Origin of the sequence: Vibrio hannami (assembly GCF_029589055.1) — a bacterium.
Taxonomy (GTDB): Bacteria; Pseudomonadota; Gammaproteobacteria; order Enterobacterales; family Vibrionaceae; genus Vibrio; species Vibrio hannami.
On the sequence record NZ_JARQZP010000006.1, the window covers coordinates 544,460 to 565,080 of the forward strand.

General features: G+C 44.5%; 20 protein-coding genes and 1 pseudogene. 9 read left to right on the forward strand and 12 right to left on the reverse strand.

The window, feature by feature from the left end; all coding sequences use genetic code 11:
- Window positions 1–6: 6 nt before the first annotated feature.
- Both P7F88_RS13905 and P7F88_RS13910 read left to right on the forward strand, forming a co-directional pair.
- Window positions 7–1,053, forward strand: a complete 1,047-nt coding sequence (locus P7F88_RS13905) for a type IV pilus twitching motility protein PilT (RefSeq protein ID WP_277825615.1) — start codon at window positions 7–9, stop codon at window positions 1,051–1,053.
- 13 nt (window positions 1,054–1,066) lie between these two features.
- Window positions 1,067–2,173 (forward strand): PilT/PilU family type 4a pilus ATPase, encoded by a 1,107-nt coding sequence (locus P7F88_RS13910; RefSeq protein WP_277825617.1) that lies wholly within the window; start codon window positions 1,067–1,069, stop codon window positions 2,171–2,173.
- Between the two features lie 20 nt (window positions 2,174–2,193).
- Here the strand turns inward: P7F88_RS13910 and ruvX are convergent, their stop codons facing one another.
- From ruvX to metK, 7 genes and pseudogenes are all read right to left on the reverse strand, one after another.
- Window positions 2,194–2,619 (reverse strand): Holliday junction resolvase RuvX, encoded by a 426-nt coding sequence (ruvX, locus tag P7F88_RS13915; protein WP_277825619.1) that lies wholly within the window; start codon window positions 2,617–2,619, stop codon window positions 2,194–2,196.
- A 156-nt stretch (window positions 2,620–2,775) separates the two neighbouring features.
- The gene (locus P7F88_RS13920; protein WP_277825621.1) at window positions 2,776–3,339 is read right to left on the reverse strand and encodes a YqgE/AlgH family protein; all 564 of its coding nucleotides are present in this window, start codon (window positions 3,337–3,339) and stop codon (window positions 2,776–2,778) included.
- Window positions 3,340–3,365: 26 nt separating this feature from the next.
- A complete protein-coding gene (gene gshB / locus P7F88_RS13925) occupies window positions 3,366–4,313 on the reverse strand; it encodes a glutathione synthase (protein WP_277825623.1) in 948 nt (315 codons plus the stop codon).
- A 13-nt stretch (window positions 4,314–4,326) separates the two neighbouring features.
- Window positions 4,327–5,057, reverse strand: a pseudogene (gene rsmE, locus P7F88_RS13930) (16S rRNA (uracil(1498)-N(3))-methyltransferase).
- Window positions 5,058–5,144: 87 nt separating this feature from the next.
- Window positions 5,145–5,651 carry a SprT family zinc-dependent metalloprotease gene (locus tag P7F88_RS13935; protein WP_277825625.1) on the reverse strand — a complete coding sequence of 169 codons (507 nt, stop codon included), beginning with the start codon at window positions 5,649–5,651 and terminating at the stop codon, window positions 5,145–5,147.
- A gap of 5 nt (window positions 5,652–5,656) precedes the next feature.
- Entirely contained in the window at window positions 5,657–6,190 is a 534-nt protein-coding gene (gene mog, locus P7F88_RS13940) for a molybdopterin adenylyltransferase (protein WP_277825627.1), read from the reverse strand.
- A gap of 89 nt (window positions 6,191–6,279) precedes the next feature.
- On the reverse strand, window positions 6,280–7,431 hold the full coding sequence (gene metK / locus P7F88_RS13945; RefSeq protein ID WP_277825629.1) for a methionine adenosyltransferase: 1,152 nt from the start codon (window positions 7,429–7,431) through the stop codon (window positions 6,280–6,282).
- A 367-nt stretch (window positions 7,432–7,798) separates the two neighbouring features.
- On the opposite strand from metK, the gene tkt reads away from it, so the two are divergent.
- The 5 genes from tkt (at window position 7,799) to mscS (ending at window position 14,818) form a co-directional block, all read left to right on the forward strand.
- Window positions 7,799–9,793, forward strand: a complete 1,995-nt coding sequence (tkt, locus tag P7F88_RS13950) for a transketolase (RefSeq protein ID WP_277825631.1) — start codon at window positions 7,799–7,801, stop codon at window positions 9,791–9,793.
- Window positions 9,794–10,049: 256 nt separating this feature from the next.
- Window positions 10,050–11,069 carry an erythrose-4-phosphate dehydrogenase gene (epd, locus tag P7F88_RS13955; RefSeq protein ID WP_277825633.1) on the forward strand — a complete coding sequence of 340 codons (1,020 nt, stop codon included), beginning with the start codon at window positions 10,050–10,052 and terminating at the stop codon, window positions 11,067–11,069.
- A gap of 186 nt (window positions 11,070–11,255) precedes the next feature.
- Window positions 11,256–12,419, forward strand: coding sequence for a phosphoglycerate kinase (locus tag P7F88_RS13960; RefSeq protein ID WP_277825635.1), 1,164 nt, complete (start codon window positions 11,256–11,258; stop codon window positions 12,417–12,419).
- Window positions 12,420–12,568: 149 nt separating this feature from the next.
- Entirely contained in the window at window positions 12,569–13,645 is a 1,077-nt protein-coding gene (gene fbaA, locus P7F88_RS13965; protein WP_277825637.1) for a class II fructose-bisphosphate aldolase, read from the forward strand.
- A 315-nt stretch (window positions 13,646–13,960) separates the two neighbouring features.
- Entirely contained in the window at window positions 13,961–14,818 is an 858-nt protein-coding gene (mscS, locus tag P7F88_RS13970) for a small-conductance mechanosensitive channel MscS (RefSeq protein WP_277825639.1), read from the forward strand.
- Between the two features lie 53 nt (window positions 14,819–14,871).
- On the opposite strand, the gene P7F88_RS13975 is transcribed toward mscS, so the two are convergent.
- Together P7F88_RS13975 and P7F88_RS13980 are read right to left on the reverse strand one after the other, a co-directional pair.
- Entirely contained in the window at window positions 14,872–15,354 is a 483-nt protein-coding gene (locus P7F88_RS13975) for a YbaK/EbsC family protein (RefSeq protein ID WP_277825641.1), read from the reverse strand.
- An 8-nt stretch (window positions 15,355–15,362) separates the two neighbouring features.
- On the reverse strand, window positions 15,363–15,989 hold the full coding sequence (locus P7F88_RS13980) for a LysE/ArgO family amino acid transporter (protein WP_277825643.1): 627 nt from the start codon (window positions 15,987–15,989) through the stop codon (window positions 15,363–15,365).
- Between the two features lie 113 nt (window positions 15,990–16,102).
- Here P7F88_RS13980 and P7F88_RS13985 point away from each other — a divergent pair, with 113 nt between their 5' ends.
- The gene (locus P7F88_RS13985) at window positions 16,103–16,999 is read left to right on the forward strand and encodes a LysR family transcriptional regulator ArgP (protein ID WP_277825645.1); all 897 of its coding nucleotides are present in this window, start codon (window positions 16,103–16,105) and stop codon (window positions 16,997–16,999) included.
- A 121-nt stretch (window positions 17,000–17,120) separates the two neighbouring features.
- Window positions 17,121–17,810 carry an oxidative stress defense protein gene (locus P7F88_RS13990; RefSeq protein WP_277825647.1) on the forward strand — a complete coding sequence of 230 codons (690 nt, stop codon included), beginning with the start codon at window positions 17,121–17,123 and terminating at the stop codon, window positions 17,808–17,810.
- Between the two features lie 54 nt (window positions 17,811–17,864).
- Here P7F88_RS13990 and serA read toward each other — a convergent pair whose 3' ends face one another.
- The 3 genes from serA to P7F88_RS14005 form a co-directional block, all read right to left on the reverse strand.
- Window positions 17,865–19,094, reverse strand: a complete 1,230-nt coding sequence (gene serA, locus P7F88_RS13995) for a phosphoglycerate dehydrogenase (RefSeq protein ID WP_277825648.1) — start codon at window positions 19,092–19,094, stop codon at window positions 17,865–17,867.
- Window positions 19,095–19,295: 201 nt separating this feature from the next.
- Entirely contained in the window at window positions 19,296–19,952 is a 657-nt protein-coding gene (gene rpiA / locus P7F88_RS14000; protein ID WP_277825650.1) for a ribose-5-phosphate isomerase RpiA, read from the reverse strand.
- A 58-nt stretch (window positions 19,953–20,010) separates the two neighbouring features.
- Window positions 20,011–20,610 carry a 5-formyltetrahydrofolate cyclo-ligase gene (locus P7F88_RS14005; RefSeq protein WP_277825785.1) on the reverse strand — a complete coding sequence of 200 codons (600 nt, stop codon included), beginning with the start codon at window positions 20,608–20,610 and terminating at the stop codon, window positions 20,011–20,013.
- Window positions 20,611–20,621 lie beyond the last annotated feature (11 nt).

Genomic DNA, 20,621 nt, shown 5'->3' on the forward strand with positions numbered 1-20,621 from the left:
AATTAAATGGATATCGCCGAATTACTGCAATTTAGTGTAAAGCATAATGCGTCAGATCTACATCTTTCTGCAGGTGTTCCTCCAATGATAAGGATAGATGGTGACGTAAGAAAGCTTGGAGTGCCAGCATTCAGTCATTCAGATGTGCACAAACTTGTATTCGATATCATGAATGACGCTCAAAGAGCTGAGTTTGAAGAGAAACTTGAAGTCGATTTTTCTTTTGAGTTGCCTCAAATTGGCCGATTCCGTGTGAATGCGTTTAATCAGAGCAGGGGATGTGCTGCGGTATTTCGGACTATTCCTACCAGAATACCAACTTTGGATGAGTTGGAAGCACCGGATATTTTTAATGAAATAGCTAACTATGAAAAAGGCCTGGTTTTGGTGACAGGCCCAACTGGTTCTGGTAAGTCGACGACTCTTGCGGCGATGGTGGATTACATAAACCAGCACCACAATAAACATATCCTGACGATTGAAGATCCCATTGAGTTTGTTCATGAAAATAATAAGTGCCTGATCAACCAACGGGAAGTTCACAGGGATACGCATAGCTTTAAAGCAGCGCTTCGTTCTGCATTACGTGAAGATCCGGATGTAATATTGGTTGGTGAGCTTAGGGATCAGGAAACCATTAGTCTTGCTCTTACCGCAGCAGAAACAGGGCACCTGGTATTCGGTACTCTGCATACAAGCTCAGCCGCAAAAACTATCGACCGAATCATTGACGTCTTCCCAGGCGAAGATAAGAACATGGTTCGCTCTATGCTGTCTGAATCGCTAAGAGCGGTAATCGCGCAGAAGTTGCTGAAACGAATCGGTGGTGGTCGGGTCGCATGTCACGAAATTATGATTGCCAATAGCGCTATCCGAAATCTTATCCGGGAAGATAAAGTGGCTCAGATGCAATCCATTATCCAGACGGGGGCGGCAACTGGTATGAAGACAATGGAACAGGGAGCCAAACAGTTGCTGGCTCAAGGCTTTGTTGATCAGCAGGAAGTAAATAAAAAGATTGAAGTAACCACTATTTCAGCTAACGGGTTTTAAAGGAAAAGTCACTATGCTACTGGATTATGCGCTTAATCAGATGCTGGATAACAAAGCCTCTGATCTTTATATCACTGTTGATGCACCATGTTTCTTGCGGATTGATGGAGAGCTGAAAGCAATCAGTGCAGTTATGGACGAAGAGCATGTATCTCAGATGCTTGATTCCTGTATGGATGAAGAGCGCAAGCAAGAGTTTGTGCAAACCAAAGAGGCTAATTTTGCCATCGTTCGCGACAATGGGCGTTTTCGTATCAGTGCATTTTTCCAGAGAGAGCTTCCGGGGGCTGTTATTCGTCGGATCGAAACAGAGATCCCGACCATCGAGCAACTGCGATTACCTAATATCATGAAAGACCTGGCAGTGGCTAAGAGAGGCTTAGTGCTGGTGGTTGGGGCCACTGGCTCAGGTAAATCAACAACCATGGCTGCGATGACTGGATACCGCAATCAGCAACGTAGCGGGCACATCCTGACAGTAGAAGATCCTATAGAGTTTGTGCATCAGCATGACAAATGCATTGTTACACAGCGTGAGGTTGGCCTGGATACGGAGAGCTTTGAAGTTGCACTGAAAAACTCTCTAAGACAAGCGCCAGATATGATTCTGATCGGCGAAATTAGAACCCGGGAAACCATGGAGTACGCAATGAACTTTGCGGAAACTGGACATCTCTGTATGGCAACATTGCACGCCAATAATGCTAATCAGGCCTTAGAACGAATTCTTAATTTGGTGCCTAAAGATGCCAGAGAGCAATTCCTGTTTGATCTGTCAGTTAACCTTAAAGGGATCATTGGTCAGCAGCTTATTCGCGACAAAGATGGAAATGGTCGTCATGGGTGTTTCGAGCTGCTTCTAAATACTCCACGAGTTTCTGATCTTATCCGTAAAGGCGATCTACATGAGATCAAAGCAACAATGGCTCGATCTAATGAAAGCGGAATGATGACCTTCGATCAGTCTCTCTATCAGTTAGTAGCGGAAGCTAAGATCTCGGAAGAAGATGCTCTGCACAGCGCGGATTCAGCCAATGATCTTCGAATGATGCTAAAAACCAAACGAGGCGATATTGGCGGCAGCGGTTTATTGGATAATGTAACTATAGATATGGACTAAGCAGAATTAACAGTGGGGAATTACCCCCACTGTGCTTCAAACCAGCTTTCAAGAATAACAACAGCAGACTGACAGTCGATATTTCCTTTGCTTAGGGCTTTGTAACCCCCCATCTCAAAGAGTTCAGCACGAGCTTCTGCCGTCGACAGGCGTTCATCGTGCAGCTCTACAGGAAGACCAAACCGGCCATGCAGACGATTAGCAAACTTCTTCGCTCTTGGAGTAATCGCTTCAAGAACTTTACCGTGAAGATCCGTTGGCAGCCCAACGACAATCAGATCTGGCTTCCATTCTTTTAGCTGTTTTTCGATATCATCCCAGTTTGGAATGCCATCATTGGCTTTGAATGCTTTCAGTGGAGAAGCAGTTCCTGTAATTTCCTGTCCAATCGCACTACCGATACTTTTTGTACCGTAGTCGAAGGCCATTATTGTTCTTGAAGACATTAGTTAGCTCATATTTACTCGTTACCACGCTCCTGCGTGGTAACGCATACTGTAGTTAAAAGATCTCATACAGGTGCAAACGCGGATAAAGTTACTACTAGCTCAGGTATGCATTCCCACGGAGACCGTGGGAATGAGGCTCTACGTAAGCTATCGTTACGCGTGTCCTGCATCTGTCGATAGCTGCGCTGCATCAATACCTAACATTTCTACCGCTTTGCTCCAGCGCTCCTGAACAGGGATATCGAAGATAACACTTGGGTCTGCTTCCACGGTTAGCCAGGAGTTATCTGCCAGTTCGTTTTCAAGTTGTCCCGCTGTCCAGCCAGAATAACCCAGGGCGACAATATAATCTTTTGGCTCGGCCTCTGTTCCCAGCACTCCAAGAATATCTTTGGATGTGGTTACTGTAAGGTCATCCGTCATATTGACGCTTGAATGATATTGATCTTTAGGGCGGTGGAGGATAAACCCGCGATCTTCGGATACCGGGCCTCCACTTAGCACTGGCTGAGTCAGACTGTCCTGATTAACCTGAGGATGGGCTGACTCCACATCAACCTGTTTAAGCATACCACCTACGGTAATATCGATGGGAACATTAACGACAAGCCCCATCGCCCCTTCTTCGTTGTGTTCACAGATGTAGATAACAGAACGTTTAAATAGTGGATCTTGCATACCAGGCATAGCAACAAGGAAATGATTAGCTAAATTCATGTTATCTCTCCCGTGAGAAGACAGACTTATTTGCCAAGTCTTCTTTCAATTGCATCCATGAGCTTACCTGTAATAGACACGTCAAATGCAGCTTCTATTTCACGAATACAGGTAGGACTGGTGACATTTATTTCCGTCAGCTTGTCTCCAATGACATCAAGGCCTACAAAAATAAGACCTTTTTCTTTTAGTGTAGGTGCAACTGCTTGCGCAATTTTGAGATCAGTCTCACTTAATGGTCTTGCCTCTCCTGTACCTCCAGCCGCAAGGTTGCCGCGTGTCTCTCCTTCGGCAGGAATGCGCGCCAGACAATAAGGCATAGGTTCACCATCTACTACCAGTATGCGCTTGTCACCATTGCTAATGTCAGGGACGAAGGTCTGAGCCATAGCGTAGTACTGGCCGTGGTTAGTCAGAGTTTCAATGATCACTGATACATTGGGATCGCCCTGCTTAACACGGAAAATAGAAGCACCACCCATACCGTCAAGTGGTTTAAGAATTACGTCGCCATGCTCAGCCTGAAACTCACGGATCTTTTCTGCTTTGCGGGTAACGATAGTCGTTGGAGTTAGTTCCGGGAACCAGGCGGTAAATAGCTTTTCGTTGCAGTCTCGTAGGCTCTGGGGTTTGTTTACAATCAGAGTGCCTTTCTCTTCTGCGCGTTCCAGAATGTAAGTAGCGTAGATATACTCTGTATCAAAAGGAGGATCTTTACGCATAAGGACAGCATCAAGTTCAGAAAGCTCTATGGTTTGCTCTGATTTGAATTCGTACCAGCCGTTTGGATCTTCTTTTAGCTCAACCACTTTTGTGTCTGCAACAGCTGTGCCCTGATCAAGATGGAGATCACCCATCTCCATGTAGTGAATTTCGTAACCGCGCTTCTGCGCTTCAAGCATCATGGCAAAACTTGAATCTTTTTTTATGTTAATGGACGAGATAGGGTCCATTACTATGCCTAGCTTAATCATTGTTCTCTCCATATTAACCAAGGTCGCCAAAGCGAACTTGTAATGCTGTAATTGCAGTGAGTGCTGCGGTTTCTGTTCTAAGGACTCTTGGCCCTAATAGTGTTTCTTCAAACTTGTGTTCTTCGGTCATGCTAATTTCTTCAGCAGACAGGCCTCCTTCAGGCCCAATTAACAGACGCACCTTTTGTATAGGCTCTGGAAGGGTATTGATGGAATATTTTGCTCTTGGATGTAGATTTAACTTTAGTGCGTCATCCTGCTCGGCACACCAATCTTCCAGCTTCATTAGAGGCCTTACTACAGGCACGCGGTTCCGGCCGCATTGTTCGCAAGCCGCAATAGCAATCTTTTGCCATTGAGCGAGTTTTTTTCAAACCTTTTAGGGTCCAGCTTTACACCGCAACGCTCTGAGATGAGAGGGGTAATGGTGTTGACGCCAAGCTCTACTGATTTCTGGATGGTAAATTCCATCTTCTCACCACGAGATACCACCTGACCGAGGTGTATATCTAAAGGTGATTCAATGCTCTTCTCTATACGCTCAAGAACATCTACCTGAACGTTCTTTTTGCTGACTTCGGTAATTTTGGCTGGAAATTCAGCGTTACTTCCGTCAAATAAAAGAACTTCCTGACCGGGTTTCATGCGAAGAACTCGTCCAACGTGTCCGGCTGCGTCATCACTAAGAAAAATAGTGCCTAGCTGGTTGATTGACTCTGGATGATAAATACGTGGAACTCGCATGCCAGTGGTTTCCTGAAAGAAAATAAATAACTTTCCATAACATGGATGCAGAGAACTAAAAAAACAAGGGTTTTCTATTCTTTAGGTTCAGGTAAGTTGCGTGCCTGTAAATACTAGCGGTTGCTGGCAGCTTTTGCACATATAGCTAGCTTGTTGCCTTAGGACTTTGTTATGGCGTCTCACAGATAGGGGGTAGGTCTCGCAACCGCATTTGTACTCAAAGGTTTTTCCCTGTACAGAGGCAATTTCGAAGCTATGGGTAGTTTTAGCTGGAATACGGAATACTTTTTCCATCACCATTTGCCATTCATACCCATGGGGACGAACCTTACCAAAAAGTTGATAAGTGATTAGATGAGCTATTTCATGTGGGATGACTTCATCGATAAAAGCCTGGTAATTTTCCTGAAATAAAACAGGATTCAGGCGAACCAGATTGGTTTGTAAATAAGCTTTTCCGGCAGCTTTGCCACGAAGCTTAAAGCTTATCTCCGGTTGAGAGAAAGGTCGCTGAAATGCAATTTCAGCCCGGTGGATACACCAGGCTGTTCTATTTCGAATATCATCTTCAAAGTTTGAAGGTAGGACGGTCATCTGAGTTATTTTTTCTTAGGACGGAAAGGCTTGATAACCTCTTCATTGCACTCTAGGAAAGGACCTTCCATCAGGTCAATGCAGTAAGGGATAGCCGGGAATACCGCATCCAGACACTCGCGAATTGATTTTGGCTTTCCTGGAAGGTTAACAATCAAGCTGTCGTCCCTAAGACCTGCAGTCTGGCGAGAAAGAATAGCGGTCGGAACAAACTTTAATGATTCAGCACGCATCAGCTCACCAAAGCCTGGCATCATACGATCACATACCGCTTCCGTTGCCTCTGGTGTAACGTCGCGCTTCGCTGGCCCTGTTCCCCCGGTAGTAACGATCAGGCTGCAGTTTTCTTCGTCTGCCATTCTTATCAGAGTGGCTTCAATAATATGTTGCTCATCAGGGATAACTTCGTAAACAGGCTCCCATTCAGAAGTAAGGTAATCGTTGAGTGTTTCTATTATGGCTTTGCCTGAAATATCTTCGTAAACGCCGGCACTTGCTCGATCGCTGACGGTAACAATACCAATTTTTGCTTTTGTCATTTTATGTCCCTGTGAGCGTAATTAAGTATAAAAAAGGGGTGCGTAATGCACCCCGATTATCTGTCTTTAAGCTTAGAAAATCTATTTACTTATTTTAGACCTGCGAACTCACGAATTAGAGCTGCTTTATCTGTTGCTTCCCATGGGAATTCTTCACGACCGAAGTGACCGTATGCAGCAGTCTTCTTGTAGATAGGCTGAAGAAGGTTCAGCATTTCCTGAAGACCGTATGGGCGTAGGTCGAAGAATTGGCGTACCGCTTCGATGATGATGTCGTGAGATACTTTTTCAGTACCGAAAGTCTCAACCATGATAGAGGTTGGATCTGCAACACCGATAGCGTATGAAAGCTGGATTTCACAGCGGTCAGCAAGGCCAGCAGCAACAATGTTCTTAGCTACGTAACGCGCAGCATATGCAGCAGAACGGTCAACTTTTGATGGATCTTTACCAGAGAAAGCACCACCACCGTGACGAGCTGCGCCGCCGTATGTATCAACGATGATCTTACGGCCAGTCAGACCACAGTCACCCATTGGGCCACCGATTACAAAACGACCGGTTGGGTTGATAAAGTACTTAGTCTCTTTGTTTAGCCACTCAGAAGGAAGAACTGGCTTGATGATCTCTTCCATCACTGCTTCACGAAGGTCTGGAGTAGAGATTGAGTCACAGTGCTGAGTTGAAAGTACAACAGCATCGATACCAACGATCTTGCCCTGGTCGTACTGGAATGTTACCTGAGACTTAGCGTCTGGACGTAGCCAGTCAAGACCGCCTTTACGTACTTCAGCCTGCTTTTGTACAAGAAGGTGAGAGTAAGTGATAGGAGCTGGCATTAGTACGTCGGTTTCGTTCGTTGCGTAACCGAACATGATGCCCTGGTCACCAGCGCCTTGCTCTTTAGGATCTGCTTTATCAACACCCTGGTTGATATCCGGAGACTGTTTACCGATAGTGTTAAGTACGGCACAAGAGTTTGCATCGAAACCCATGTCCGAGTGAACATAACCGATTTCGCGAACAGTCTGGCGAGTCAGTTCTTCAATATCAACCCATGCAGAGGTTGTTACTTCACCACCAACCATGACCATGCCGGTTTTAACGTATGTTTCACACGCAACACGTGCTTTAGGATCCTGCTCAAGAATTGCATCTAGTACTGCGTCAGAGATCTGATCCGCGATTTTATCCGGATGGCCTTCTGATACAGATTCAGAAGTAAATAGGTGCTTAGCCATGATAGTCAACTCCAGTTAAGAGTGAAAAAGGATGCGAGTGGCACCCTTTAAATAATTATTTATGGAAACACCATACGTATGGGTGTTTCGACATCTGGACGTCTATTCTAGTTTGCGATTACATAATTACAAGTAAAATTTATCTTTCCGATGGAGAAAATTGCACAAAAAAACCGCTTTAAAAAAGAGGTTTCTACTCGGAAATTCCGTATTTTCTTAAGGGAAAACGATTGCAGTCAAATGGGGGCTTTGAGAGAATAGGCGCGCTAAATTGACCGGATACAATTTAGTAAATACGAATATCAAGTAATTTTTCGTTTTCTATTACCTTTTTCTTACGAATTCGCTTATCTATTCAGGAGCAGACATGCCGTCTCAAAAAGAACTAGCAAATGCAATCCGCGCACTAAGCATGGATGGTGTTCAACAAGCAAACTCTGGTCACCCAGGTGCACCTATGGGTATGGCTGATATCGCCGAAGTACTATGGCGCGGCCACATGAACCACAACCCACAAAACCCAGAGTGGGCTGACCGCGACCGCTTTATTCTGTCAAACGGCCACGGCTCAATGCTGATTTACTCTCTGCTTCACCTGACGGGCTACGAGCTGTCTATTGATGACCTGAAGAACTTCCGTCAGCTACACTCTAAAACTCCAGGCCACCCAGAGTACGGTTATGCGCCAGGTGTTGAGACCACAACAGGTCCACTAGGCCAGGGTATTACTAACGCTGTTGGTATGGCGATGGCTGAGCGTTCTCTTGCAGAGCAGTTCAACAAAGAAGGCCACGACATCGTTGACCACTACACTTACGCATTTATGGGTGATGGCTGTCTGATGGAAGGTGTTTCTCACGAAGCATGTTCTCTGGCGGGTACGCTTGGTCTTGGTAAGCTAATCGCATTCTGGGATGACAACGGTATCTCTATCGATGGTCACGTTGAAGGCTGGTTCGCAGATGACACTCCCAAGCGTTTTGAAGCGTACGGCTGGCACGTAATCCCTGCTGTTGACGGTCACGATGCAGCGGCAATTGATGCGGCTATCATCGCAGCGAAAGCAGACCCACGCCCAACTCTTATTTGTACTAAGACTATCATTGGCTTTGGTTCTCCTAACAAGTCTGGTTCTCATGACTGTCACGGTGCACCACTAGGCCATGAAGAAATCGCAGCAGCGCGTGAATTCCTGGGTTGGGAGCACGGTCCATTTGAAATCCCGGCTGACATCGCAGAAGCGTGGGATGCAAAAGAAGCGGGCGCAGCAAAAGAAGCGGACTGGAACGCGAAGTTTGACGCATACGCAGCGGCTTACCCAGAGCTTGCAGCTGAGTTCAAACGTCGTGTAAACGGTGAACTGCCTGCTGAGTGGGAAGAAAAAGCATCTGCTATCATCGCTGACCTTCAGGCAAACCCAGCAAACATCGCATCACGTAAAGCATCTCAGAACGCACTAGAAGCGTTCGGTGCAATGCTGCCAGAATTCATGGGCGGCTCTGCTGACCTTGCGCCTTCTAACCTGACTATGTGGTCTGGCTCTAAGTCGCTAACTCGTGAAGACTTCTCTGGTAACTACATCCACTACGGTGTACGTGAATTTGGTATGACCGCTATCATGAACGGTATTGCCCTTCACGGCGGTTTTGTTCCTTACGGTGCAACCTTCCTGATGTTTATGGAATACGCGCGTAACGCAATGCGTATGGCGGCACTGATGAAGGTGCAGAACATCCAGGTGTACACTCACGACTCTATCGGTCTGGGTGAAGATGGCCCTACGCACCAGCCAGTGGAGCAAATCGCTTCTCTGCGTGTCACTCCAAACATGAGCACATGGCGTCCATGTGACCAGGTTGAATCTGCGGTAGCATGGAAGTACGCGATTGAGCGTAAAGATGGTCCTACTTCTCTTATCTTCTCTCGTCAGAACCTTGCACAGCAAGAGCGTGATGCAGAGCAGGTAGCGAACATCGCGAAAGGTGCATACGTACTGAAAGATTGTGATGGCAAGCCAGAGCTTATCTTCATAGCTACTGGTTCTGAAGTAGAGCTAGCTGTTGAAGCTGCAGCAGTACTAACGGCAGAAGGTAAGAAGGTACGCGTAGTATCTATGCCTGCAACGGACGTATTCGACGCGCAAGACGCTGAGTACCGTGAATCTGTACTGCCTTCTGACGTGACGGCTCGCGTTGCTATCGAAGCAGGTATCGCTGATTACTGGTACAAGTACGTTGGTTTCGACGGCCGCATCATCGGTATGACAACCTTCGGTGAATCTGCACCAGCAGGTGAGCTATTCAAGATGTTTGGCTTCACTGTTGAAAATGCAGTAGAGACAGCGAAAGAAGTACTAGCTTAATTTAATAAGCAATAACGACTACGAGAGCCGGGCTATAGATGCCCGGTTTTTTTTATACCATCGTTCTCTCGTTTTATCATTGTCATCCCGGAAATTGCGTTAGCAATTGTCCGGGATCTAATCCATACATACAGTAAGAAAATGTTGTTCCAATAATTATGAGGGCATTTTTTTAGATTCCTGCCTTCGCAGGAATGACGACATTCAGGCTTTATGGTAAAAGGGCTACCAAGAATAAAAAAGGAACAACACTAAAATGCTAAGAGTCGCTATAAATGGATTTGGTCGGATAGGACGCAATGTCCTTCGTGCTTTATACGAAAGTGGGAAGCGAGAGCAGATCCAGATTGTTGCTGTTAACGAGCTGGCGCAGCCTGATGCCATGGCGCACCTCCTTCAGTACGATACCAGCCATGGTCGTTTTGGTAAAAAAATTACTAATGATCAGGAACATCTGTTTATCCATAACGACGACAACAGTTACGACTCTGTTCGTATTCTTCACCTTGCCGATATAGAGCTTCTACCGTGGCGCGATCTTAATATAGATATCGTTTTTGACTGTACAGGTGTGTTTGGCAATAAAGCCGATGGTGAAAAGCATATCGCCGCTGGGGCCAAGAAAGTGTTGTTCTCTCATCCCGGAGCCAACGACTTAGACAACACAATTATCTATGGCGTAAACCACGACACTCTTAAGCCAGAACATAAGATCGTTTCCAACGGTTCATGTACAACAAACTGTATTGTCCCTATTATCAAAGTGTTAGATGAAGCCTTTGGTATTCAGTCTGGTACAATCACGACTATTCACTCCTCAATGAACGATCAACAGGTTATCGACGCCTATCATTCTGACCTGAGACGAACACGCGCAGCCAGCCAGTCTATCATTCCTGTAGATACAAAACTTCACAAAGGAATTGAAAGAATTTTTCCGAAATTTTCCAACAAATTTGAGGCAATTTCGGTTAGAGTACCAACCGTTAACGTCACGGCAATGGATTTGAGTGTAACAATCAATACAAATGTGAAAGTTAATGACGTAAATCAAACCATCATAGAGGCGTCTCAGTGTACATTACGTCACATTGTTGACTATACTGAATCACCTCTGGTTTCGATTGACTTTAACCACGACCCGCATAGTGCGATTGTCGATGGTACGCAGACCAGAGTAAGTGACGGTCATCTGGTGAAAATGCTGGTTTGGTGTGACAACGAATGGGGTTTTGCCAATCGTATGCTGGATACCGCGTTAGTTATGTTCAGGTAAGTAGTGTATTGCTGAACGTAGCCCCCTACCTTTTGAGCTGTAGGTAGGGCAGGGGGGAAAATATTTATTTCATGACTTGAAAAAAATATAAATATCCCCACAATAATTTGTAGTAAAGAATTAATAAGGCTTGACGTATTGTCAGGCTAATCAAACTTTCTAAATTTAAAATCGAGAGGACGAACCATGTCTGTAATCAAGATGACTGACCTGGACCTAGCAGGTAAACGTGTATTTATCCGTGCTGACCTAAACGTGCCAGTTAAAGATGGCAAAGTAACTTCTGATGCACGTATCCTTGCATCACTTCCAACTATCAAGCTATGTCTTGAAGCTGGTGCTAAAGTAATGGTTACTTCTCACCTAGGTCGCCCAACTGAAGGTGAATACGCAGAAGAGTTCTCTCTACAGCCTGTAGTTAACTACCTGAACGATGCACTTGATTGTGACGTTAAACTAGCTAAAGACTACCTGAACGGTCTTGAGCTAAACGCTGGTGAGCTAGTTGTTCTTGAAAACGTTCGTTTCAACAAAGGCGAGAAGAAGAACGAAGAAGAGCTTTCTAAGAAATACGCTGCACTATGTGACGTATTCGTAATGGATGCATTCGGTACTGCTCACCGTGCACAAGCTTCTACACACGGTGTAGGTATGAACGCTCCTGTAGCATGTGCTGGCCCTCTACTTGCTGCTGAGCTTGAAGCTCTAGGTAAAGCAATGGACAACCCAGAGCGTCCACTTGTTGCTATTGTAGGTGGTTCTAAGGTTTCTACTAAACTAACTGTTCTTGAGTCGCTATCTAAAGTAGCTGACCAGCTTGTTGTTGGTGGTGGTATCGCAAACACATTCATCGCTGCTGATGGCCACAATGTTGGTAAATCTCTATACGAAGCAGATCTTGTTGAAACTGCTCAGAAGCTAATGAAAGAGTGTTCAATCCCAGTAGCTACTGACGTTGCTTGTGCAAAAGCATTCGACGAAAACGCTGAAGCTGAAATCAAGAACGTTGCAGACGTAGCTGACGACGACATGATCTTCGACCTTGGTCCTGATTCAACTGCTGCTCTTGCTGAAATCATCGGCAATGCAAAAACTATCCTTTGGAACGGCCCTGTAGGCGTATTTGAATTCAAGAACTTCGAAGCTGGTACAGCTGGTATCTCTAAAGCTATCGCAGAATCTGCTGGTTTCTCTGTAGCTGGTGGTGGTGACACTCTAGCGGCTATCGACAAGTTCGGTATCAAAGCTGACGTTTCTTACATCTCTACAGGTGGCGGTGCTTTCCTTGAGTTTGTAGAAGGTAAAGTACTACCTGCAGTAGCAATGCTAGAAGAGCGCGCTAAAGCTTAATTATTGATTTATAAAGCGGGAATTTTTTTCCCGCTTTCTTGTTTGCTGAAGTTGCCATTTTGTTGCTAAAATGCCGCACGTTGTTAGCAAACGATTGCAAAATTCGATTGTAATTTTTAATTTATACGACAGAAAATAGGACTTATTCCATGTCTAAGATCTTCGATTTCGTAAAGCCAGGCGTTATTGCTGGTGATGACGTACAAAAAGTATTTGAAGTTGCTAAAGAAAACAACTTCGCTCTACCTGCAGTAAACTGTGTTGGTACTGACTCTGTAAACGCAGTACTAGAAGCAGCTGCTAAAGTTAAGTCTCCAGTTATCGTTCAGTTCTCTAACGGCGGTGCTGCATTCTTCGCTGGTAAGGGCCTGAAACTAGAAGGTCAGGAAGCTCAAATCCTTGGTGCTGTAGCTGGTGCTAAGTACGTTCACGCTGTAGCTGAGTCTTACGGTGTACCTGTAATTCTTCACACTGACCACGCGGCTAAGAAACTTCTTCCTTGGATCGACGGTCTACTAGACGCTGGTGAAGAGTTCTTCGCTCAAACTGGTAAGCCTCTATTCTCTTCTCACATGATTGACCTTTCTGAAGAGTCTCTAGAAGAGAACATCGAAATTTCTGCTAAGTACCTAGAGCGCATGGCTAAAATGAACATGACTCTAGAAATCGAACTAGGTTGTACTGGTGGTGAAGAAGATGGCGTTGATAACTCTGATATGGACGCATCTGAGCTTTACACTTCCCCTGAAGATGTTGCATACGCATACGAGAAACTAAACGCTGTAAGCCCACGTTTCACAATCGCAGCTTCTTTCGGTAACGTACACGGTGTATACAAACCAGGTAACGTTGTTTTAACTCCAACTATCCTACGTGACTCTCAAGCATACTGTGCAGAGAAGTTTGGTATTGCACCTAATGCTCTAAACTTCGTATTCCACGGTGGTTCTGGTTCTTCTCAGGAAGAAATCCAAGAGTCTATCGGCTACGGTGTAATTAAAATGAACATCGATACTGATACTCAGTGGGCATGTTGGGATGGTATCCGTGCATACGAAGCGGAAAACCGTGAGTTCCTACAAGGTCAGATTGGTAACCCAACTGGCGAAGACGCTCCAAATAAGAAGTACTACGATCCACGCGTATGGCTACGTGCTGGTCAGGCTTCTATGGTTGCTCGTCTTGAGCAGGCGTTCGCTGACCTTAATGCTGTAGACGTACTATAATCCGTCTGTAGCAAAGAATTCAAAAACCGCTCTTCGGAGCGGTTTTTTTATGTCTGAAAATCCTGATTTTTAGAGCAAATATGTTATTTTCGTGTTTTCTTAATTCAGGAGCTGGATGTTTCCTGTCACACTAAGTTATCTTATATCTACTAAGCGTTGGGATCTGTAAGTGCTTATTTTTATTTACAGAAATATGACTCTACTTTTTTTCATACAATCTATAGTCGCTACGCTTATTGGGCTTGCTATTAGCTCAGCTCAAAGCTAATAGATTGGCCAAACTAATAATAGTTTATAGCTTTAAGGGAAATTAATATGGCAGTTGAAGAAACGATGTCTGAGGTAACAGAGGGTATCTCAAAGATTGAAAACTGGATCTCAGGTAACTCTGATTTGTTTATCCAGTATGGTGTAAATATTCTCTCCGCAATTATTATCCTATTTATTGGTAATATCATTGTTAAGACGATTGCTGGCAGTGTATCCAGGTTACTTTCTAAGCGGGATATGGATAAGGCTGTTGTAGACTTTATATCGGCTCTTGTTCGTTACCTGTTGTTCGTTATTGTTCTTATCGCGGCTCTTGGTCGTGTTGGTGTTGAGACGGCATCTGTTGTTGCGGTTATTGGTGCGGCAGGTCTTGCTGTTGGTCTTGCTCTGCAAGGTTCGCTATCTAACTTCGCGGCAGGCGTGTTAATTGTAGCTTTCCGTCCGTTTAAATCTGGTGATTATGTTGAGATCGGTGGTGTTGCTGGTTCTGTTGACTCTATTCAGATTTTCCAGACAGTGCTGACAACACCAGACAATAAAATGGTAGTAGTACCAAACGCCTCTGTTATCGGTGGCGCAATTACAAACTACTCTCGCCACAATAAGCGCCGTATTGACCATGTTATTGGTGTTTCTTACAGTGCGGATCTACAGAAAACTAAAGCTGTCATTGAAGCAACTCTGAAAGCAGATAGCCGTATTCTAAAAGAGCCGGGCATCCAGATTGGTGTTGTTGCTCTTGCAGACTCTTCAGTGAACTTTGTGGTTCGCCCTTGGGTTAAGACGTCTGAATACTGGGACGTATACTTTGATTCACTACAGGCAATCAAAGAAGCGCTTGATAAAGAAGGTATTGAAATTCCATTCCCTCAAATGGATGTACATCTTGATAAAGCAAGCTAAAGCCTGCTGATTTAAAAAAGCGCATGTTGCAAGGTAACATGCGCTTTTTTGATCTATATGTAGTGGATGGTATTTGGATTATGTTCCAGCAATGGCTTTAAATCCTTGCCACTGAATCCAAAGGTTACCTCAGGAAGACCCGGCGTATACAAGATCTCCTCCTTTTCCAACAGTTCTTTATCTACTACTATAGGAATCTCTTCTGGTAGGCCAAACGGGCATACCGCTCCCGGAACACAGCCAATAGCCTTTGTCATCTCTTCGTTGCTGCAAATCGAGACTCTTTTCCCTAATACGCTTTGAACGGGCTTTCTATCTAACCGCTTATTTTTTTCTGTCAGGTAAAGAGCAAAACCACCACTTTTAAGTTTCAGGAATAGGCTTTTGCTGTGTGTACCTGTCCAGCCTAGCTCCAGAGCCACTCTTTCATCGGTTGCAAAATCCAGTATTGGCTCGTGTGACCACGATTGATAGTTAATACCTGTTTGGTCAAAAAGGGTCAGATTATTTTGATAAATTTGCTCCAGTAATTTCATAGCTCACCTCACATATATTGCAACCAGAGTTCTTTAGCCAGCGATGCTGAAATCGCAAACATAATAAGCGCAACAATGATATCGATAGCTTTTTTAACCGAAGGTTTTGAGAGTGTTGGGGCTGCTTTGGCTGCGGTTATAGATAGCCCGAAGAACCAGGCAATCGATGCGATCATGGTTCCCAGAGCAAATGCAATACGGTCATCGTGTTCGAATTGCCCGCCTATAGAGCCGAGGACAACAATCGTATCCAGATAAACGTGTGGGTTGAGGACAGTAACAGCAAGAGCACCGAGAATCACCGCCTTTCGCCCCTTAACGGAGCTATTTAGCTCCAACTCGTCGTCGCTTGTACTAAATGCGCTTTTTAGAGATAAATACCCATAGTAAGAGAGAAAGGCTATTCCACCTAAAGTAACCAGAGTCAGTAAGGCTTCATTCCTGGATAAAAGTGCGCCACCTCCAAACACACCCAGTGAGATAAATAGGATATCCAGAGTGCTACATAGTGTGGCTGTGGTTAGATGGTGATTCCTTTTTATGCCCTGATTGAGTACATAAGCGTTCTGAGCGCCAATAGGGATAATCATGCTGGCTCCAAGGCTAAAGCCCTGCAGTAAGATCCAAAAGTTCAAGTTAATACCACTGTGTTGTTCCAAATTGAAGCTAAGTTTAGGGTGGTTGATTTAATAAATATAACTAATAATATTAATCTTTAATAAGTTTAACTTATCTAGGTGAGAAAGCGATGCGTGGATTAGATTATCGTTGGATAGAGGCGCTGGAAGCAGTAATCACTTACCGAAGCTTTGAACGTGCGGCTCAGAAGCTATTTATTTCTCAGTCAGCGGTGTCGCAGAGAATTAAACAGCTAGAGAAGTGGTCTTCTCAGGCAGTACTTGTCAGAGAGCAGCCCCCTAGAGCAACGCTTACAGGTCAGAAGCTACTTGGTTTATATAAGCGAGTACGCCTGTTGGAACAGGATCTGCTACCAGATCTTGATATTAACGATAGTGAGCAGGTGCTGGATGTCTCGATAGCTACCAACGCAGACACGTTGGCGACCTGGTTGTTGCCGAGTTTGGCGGGTTTATTGAAGAAATCTAACCTAGCTATCAACCTAAATGTCGATGATGAACATCGAACATTAGAAAAGCTGCGTATTGGCGAGGTAGTAGGAGCTGTCAGTATTGAGCCTGATTCTATTCCCGGTTGTGTTGCGGACTACCTGGGAACAATGGAGTACATTTGTGTTGCAAGCCCGGAGTTTTGTGAGAAATACTTTCCGAATGGCACTTCGAAAGAAGCGCTGTTACAAGCTCCGGCCGTAGTATTTAATCAGTATGACCATATGCATGAAAAGTTTATCCAACAGCACTTCGGGCTCTCTATTAGCCATGTTGTAAAACATACGGTCAGAAGTTCGGAAGCCTTTGTTCAGATGGCTACTCTGGGAATAGCTTACTCTCTGATTCCCAAACCTCAGATTGAAGAAGAGTTAAACAGTGGTAAGTTGATAAATATTACACCTCATCTCAGCATCCCTCACAGGTTATATTGGCATCACTGGCAATTGGAAAGTGGCGTTTTAAGGGAATTATCAGACACAATTATTGATTATGCGCGAGAGTACCTCCCTCAATAATATAGGCGGTATTGTATATAAATTGACAGAGTTAGAATTTGGTAAAAAGTAATCAACAAAACACTAAATTAATAGAGATTGACGATAAAATAGACCAGCATAATTAATAAGGTCTAGAAAAATGAAAAAATTATTAGTGGCCGTTAGCTTTGTAACCTCTTTTTCTTTGCACGCTGCTACGCCGGATTTCGCTCATATAGAAACTAATGGCTATGGTGAGGTTGTGGCTAAACCTGATCTTGCTGAGTTTAAAGTGCAGGTTGTGGAGTCTGCTCTAAACGCCGAACAAGCCAAGAAAGCCGTTGATCGTGCAGTTATTGCTTTCCATAAAAGGCTTGCTGAAGCCGGAATTGATCGACGCAGTATTAGCTCGACCAATATTCACCTGGCTCCACAATACCATTACCCTAAGTCAGGTAGCGCCGAGTTAGTTGGCTATCGCGCCTCAAGACAGATTACGGTTACCCTTGATGACCTGCCGAAGCTGAATGATTTGCTGGATAAGGCATTGGGCGATGGGATTAGCCGTATAGATGACATCCTATTAAAAGTCAGTGACCGGGAAAAGTATCAAGAGCAGGCTCGTATTCTTGCTATTAAGGATGCAAACCGAAAAGCGCATTCTTTGGCTGAAGGTTTTCACGGAACTTTAGACGGTGTCTGGAAAGTGAGTTATCAGGCAAGAAGCCGACAGCCAATGATGAGAGCTATGGCTATGGACGCTGGTGGCGCATCTGACACAGGTTATCAGGACACATCCATAACTATTAGCGATAGTGTTAATGTGATATATCGCTTTCAGCAGAACTAGTACTAATCTAAGATTAAAGCCCTCAATCGAGGGCTTTATAGTCTGACTGGTAAATTAGTGAAGTAGCCTTGCTCGAATTGTACCTTCAATACCTTTCAGTTTAGCCAGTGCTTCTTCTGAACGATCTGCCTCGATATCAAGGACAACATAACCGATTTCCGCGTTAGTCTGTAAGTACTGACCTGCGATGTTGATACCGTCTTCTGCGAAGATGGTGTTAATCTGATTCAGAATACCAGGGCGGTTTTCGTGAATGTGCAGAATTCGGGAAGCGCCACTATGGATTGGTAGTGATACCTCAGGGAAGTTAACACTAGATAGTGTTGAGCCATTATCCGAGTATTTAGCCAGCTTACCTGCTACTTCAACACCGATATTTTCCTGCGCTTCCTGAGTTGAACCACCAACGTGCGGAGTAAGAATAACGTTATCAAACTTCATTAGTGGAGACTCAAATGGGTCTGCGTTAGTTTTTGGTTCTGTCGGGAATACGTCGACTGCTGCACCACCTAGATGACCAGATTCCAGAGATTCACATAGTGCAGGGATATCAACAACTGTGCCTCGTGCTGCGTTGATAAAGATCGCGCCTGGTTTCATACGTGAGAACTCTTCAGCACCCATCATATTTTTAGTACCGTCTGTTTCTGGTACGTGCAGGGTAATCACATCACACTTGTTTAGCAGTTCACTCATGGTGTGAATCTGAGTCGCGTTACCTAGTGAGAGTTTATTCTCAATGTCATAGAAATAAACTTTCATCCCCAGGTTTTCAGCAATAATACCTAGCTGAGTACCGATATGACCGTAGCCGATAATACCTAAGCGCTTGCCGCGAGCTTCGAATGAGCCATCGGCGCTTTTTTTCCAGATGCCACGGTGTGCAAGTGCATTCTTTTCAGGAATACCACGAAGCAGTAACAGAATTTGACCAAGAACAAGCTCAGCAACACTACGAGTGTTCGAGAATGGCGCATTAAATACTGGAATACCGCGTTTAGCAGCTGCGGGCAGGTTTACCTGATTAGTACCAATACAGAAGCAACCAACAGCAACCAATTTGTTTGCAGCCTGGAATACTTCTTCCGTTAGGTTAGTACGGGAACGAATACCGATAAAGTGAACATCTTTGACTGCTTCAAGAAGCTCCTCTTCTGGTAGCGAGCCTTTATGGTACTCAATATTGGTGTAACCAGCTGCTTCTAAAACTTCTACTGTTGAAGGGTGTAATCCCTCTAAAAGCAGTATTTTTATCTTATCTTTTTCCAGTGATACTTTCGCCATCTCTTCTCATCCTTAAAACAAAAGGTAACCGACGCACGGAACTGAGTATTTATGCGTCAAATATGGATTAAACTTATCAAAAAAAAGGCTGGTTGGGTAAGAAATTTACGGAATAAGCAATAAAAAACGGCACTTAGTAGCGCCGTTTGTCTTTAAATGATGGAAATTACAGATTTTTTGTAATCTAATTTCCTGAAAACATTATTCTTCGATTTTTGCACCTTCAGGTGTGCCAGTGATAACCACATCGGCACCACGGTGTGCAAACAGTCCAACAGTTACAACACCAGCGATACTGTTGATCTTGTCTTCCAGCTCTTTTGGATTGGTAATTTCCATGCCGTAAACGTCAATGATGATGTTACCGTTGTCTGTTACAACGCCTTCGCGGTATGCAGGATCTCCACCTAGTTTTACCATTTCACGTCCAACATAAGAACGAGCCATTGGAATAACCTCAACAGGAAGCGGGAACTTACCCAGAACATCTACCGCTTTGGTTCCATCAACGATACAAATAAACTTGTCAGAGATAGCTGCAACGATCTTTTCTCGGGTCAGAGCTGCACCGCCACCTTTAATCATATCTCTTTCAGGGTTGATCTCGTCCGCACCATCAACGTAAACATCCAGTTTGTCTACTTCGTTACAGTCAAAAACTTCAATGCCAAGCGCTTTTAGTTTTTCAGTAGAATCCACAGAACTCGAAACTGCACCTTTAATCTCATCTTTCATAGTGCCTAGCGCATCAATGAAGTGCTTCACTGTTGAACCAGTACCAACACCTACAATGCTGCCTTTTTCAACATATTTAAGCGCTGCCCAGCCAGCTTCTTTCTTCATTTCATCTTGAGTCATGCCATTCTCCAGAGTTAGTTCTTAGGGGGTAATTTCGGCGGGATTATAACGGTTTATTCTACCCGAGTATATTTGTTTCCCTTAGCCATATGTTGTCAGGGGTAATAATGACTGGCAAAGGTACATCCCATGGTTCAACAGGAACCTTTTCTATTTGCTGGCAGTTGTGCGCTATTCCCATTGGCGTTGGTCCTTGCCCGGTTTTAAACCACTTTTCCAGAGTTCTGTCGTAATAGCCACCACCCATGCCCATTCGGTTTCCTGTTTTATCGAAAGCGACCAGTGGTGTGAATACAATATCAAGCTGGGATACCGGAATGACCTCGGTTTGGTTGAGCACGGGCTCCGGAATATTGAACTTGTTCTCACACATTGGTGAATCTGGCGTATAGCGTAAAAACAGCAGGTGGCCTTTAGAAAAAGGGTGCAAAACAGGTAGTGCGACTTCTTTTCCCTGTTGCCAGAAATACTCGATAATAGGGTGGGTATCAATTTCGCCATCGGCAGACAAATAGATAGCAACACGTTGAGCATTATTGATTTCAGGAACAGATTTTAGTTGTTGCAGAACTTCTTCTGCGGCGAGTGTCTGCTCTAAGGCAGAAAGGGATTGTCGTTTACTACGGATAAGTTTGCGGATTTCGGTTCTGTTTTTCATAGGCATGAGTA